Source organism: Streptomyces sp. MK37H (assembly GCF_018035285.1).
Lineage (GTDB): Bacteria > Actinomycetota > Actinomycetes > Streptomycetales > Streptomycetaceae > Streptomyces > Streptomyces endocoffeicus.
The window spans coordinates 1-2749 of the sequence record NZ_JAAAYH010000710.1 but is presented as its reverse complement, the minus strand read 5'-3'; the positions used below and the strand labels follow the sequence as shown (position 1 = coordinate 2749).

Annotated in this window: 1 protein-coding gene and 1 pseudogene; both read right to left on the bottom strand. The window is 73.8% G+C overall.

The features are described from left to right. Nucleotides 1-707: peroxide stress protein YaaA (gene yaaA, locus GWI24_RS45990; RefSeq protein ID WP_308344280.1), on the bottom strand; the 707-nt coding region annotated here is incomplete at its 3' end. A 276-nt stretch (nucleotides 708-983) separates the two neighbouring features. Beyond that, a pseudogene (locus GWI24_RS46450) lies at nucleotides 984-2633 on the bottom strand (glycoside hydrolase family 13 protein); the annotation flags it as partial. Nucleotides 2634-2749 lie beyond the last annotated feature (116 nt).

Below are 2749 nucleotides of genomic sequence, written 5' to 3'. Positions count from 1 at the left end.
GCCTCCACCAGCTCGCCGGGGCCGTCCGGTTCGGCGCCCGCGGTCAGCAGGTCCCGTACCATCCGGCCTTTCGTCGCCTTGTTGAAGTGGCTGACGACGGACCGCTTCTCGACCCCGTTCACGATCTTCGACTGGAGCACCCGCACCGTCGCCGTCCGCTCGGCCACCGCCCCCTTGGGCTTCCACGCCGCCGCGTACGCCGCCGAGCGCAGGTCCAGCACCAGCCCGTCCCCGGCGGCCTCCGGAAGCACCTCGGCCATCGGGGTCCGGGTCCGCCAATACGTGCCGAGCGCGCCGAGGCCCGGGAGCTTCACACCCATCGAGCAGCGGTAGGAGGGGATGCGGTCGTCGATCCGTACGGCGCCCCACAGCCCGGAGAAGACCAGCAGCGACCGCTGCGCGCGGCGGCGGGCGGGAGCAGGCAGCGTGGCCAGGCCCAGCGCGTCGTACAGCACACCGGTGTAGATCTCCCCGGCGGGCCGTGCCACGGCCTTCCGCAGCGCCGCGTTCTTGGCGACCTCGCCGCGCAGCCCCTCGCTGAGCCCCAGCGCCTCCGAGGCCTTCCCCTCGTCGCCCGAGCAGAGCGACACCAGCTCATCCAGCACCTCCGCCCGCGCCTTGCCCAGGCCCGGCAGCGACAGCGATCCCAGGTCCAGCGGGGACCCGGAGCCTCCTGTGGCCTTTCCCTCGGACGGGGGCAGCAGCACGAGCACGGTCTCTCCTCGAAGGTCGAACGGTCGTCGGCGACGGGGCGCGGGGCGGGCCCGGAAAACCCGGGCCCGCCCCGCCAAGCAGCCTACGGCCTCCGGCTGAGCGGCCTCGCCGGAGTCCGGTGCGGTTCGGGTGCGCCCCGAAGGGGCGCGGGGCCGTGTCGATGTGCGGGGCTCTGTCGATATGCGGCTCCGCCGCGTGGGCGCGACCGGCCACGACGCGGCCGCAGACGCACGACGGCACTTCGCGGCACTTCCCGCGGAGCGCTGGCGCAGCCAGACCGTCGTGCGCGCGGGCACCCGGTCCCCGTCGAGCGGACCGCTGGCCAGCACCACCTCCAGGCCCTCCGGCAGCGGCACCGGAACCGCCGAGAGATTGCTGAGGCTGTGCCAGCCGGTGGAGCGCCGGAAGTGCAGCACCCCCGCGCTCAGCTCCTCCACCGAGCCGACCCACTCCACGCCCTCGTCGCCGCCCAGCGCACGGCGCAGCCGCAGCGCCTCCCGGTACAGCTCCAGCGTGGAGCCCGCCACCCCGTTCTGCGCCTCGGCCGACAGTTCGCCGAAGTACTCCGGCTGCGGCAGCCAGGAGCCCCCCGCGCCGAAGCCGAACGACGGGCCGGACCGCGTCCACGGCAGTGGCACCCGGCAGCCGTCACGGCCCTTGATCCGCCCGCCGCTGCGCTCCCAGGTCGGGTCCTGGAGCGCCTCCCGGGGCAGATCGGCCACCTCCGGCAGGCCCAGCTCCTCGCCCTGGTACAGATACGACGACCCCGGCAGCGCGAGCATCAGCAGCGTCGCGGCCCGGGCCCGGCGCAGCCCCAGCTCCACGTCGGCCTCCGGCTCCCGGCCGTCGGCGAGCAGCCACGCCTCCCGCCCCGCCCGGCTCAGCTCGTCGGGCAGCGCCAGCCGGGTGGCGTGCCGGATCACATCGTGGTTGGAGAGCACCCAGGTGGCCGAGGCACCGGCCGTACGGGCGTCGTGCAGCGCGCTGTCGATGGCGGTATGCAGCGCGGGCGCGGACAGCGGGGTGTAGAGGAAGTCGAAGTTGAACGCCTGGCCCAGCTCCTCGGGGCTGGCGTAGGGCGTGCGGCGGGAGTTGCGGACCCATGCCTCGGCCACGGCGATCCGCGGCGGATCGTACTCGTCCATCACCTTGCGCCACTCGCGGAAGATGCCGTGCACCTCATCGCGGTCCCACAGCGGATGGCTGCCGTCCTCGGGCAGTTCGTCCGGGTCGTAGCCCCGTACGTCCCCGATGTCGCGCAGCGGCTCGGCCAGGTCCTTGGCCAGGCCGTGGGCCACGTCGACGCGGAAGCCCGCCACGCCGCGGTCGGACCAGAAGCGCAGCGTGGTGAGGAAGTCGGCGCGCACCTCCGGATGGTCCCAGTTCAGGTCCGGCTGCTCGGGCGCGAACAGGTGCAGATACCACTGCCCGTCGGGCAGCCGGGTCCACGCCGGGCCGCCGAAGCAGGAGATCCAGTCCGTGGGCGGGAGCGAGCCGTCCGGGCCGCGCCCGTCGCGGAAGACGTAACGGTCGCGGGCGGCGGAGCCGGGCGCCGAGCGCAGCGCCTCCTGGAACCACGCGTGATCGCTGGAGGTGTGGTTGGGCACGATGTCGACCATGACCTTCAGCCCGAGCCGGTCCGCCTCGGCGACCATCCGGTCGAAGTCGTCCAGGGTGCCGAGGCGCGGGTCGACATCGCGGTAGTCGGCCACGTCGTAGCCGCCGTCGGCGAGCGCGGACGGATAGAACGGGCTCAGCCAGACGCAGTCCACGCCGAGGCCGGCGAGGTACGGCAGCCGGGAGGTGATACCGGGCAGGTCGCCGATGCCGTCCGCGTCCGAGTCGGCGAAGCTGCGGGGGTAGATCTGGTAGAAGACGGCCTGCCGCCACCAGTTGGGGTCCGAGGGCTGAAGGGTCACGTGGTCCTCGCGGTGATGGGGGTGATGGGTACGGGGATACGGATCCGTATCCGTATCGCGGATGCGGCTGGCCGGCCGATGCCGCCGCGGAGCCGGCCCGCTCGAGCACTCGAGGC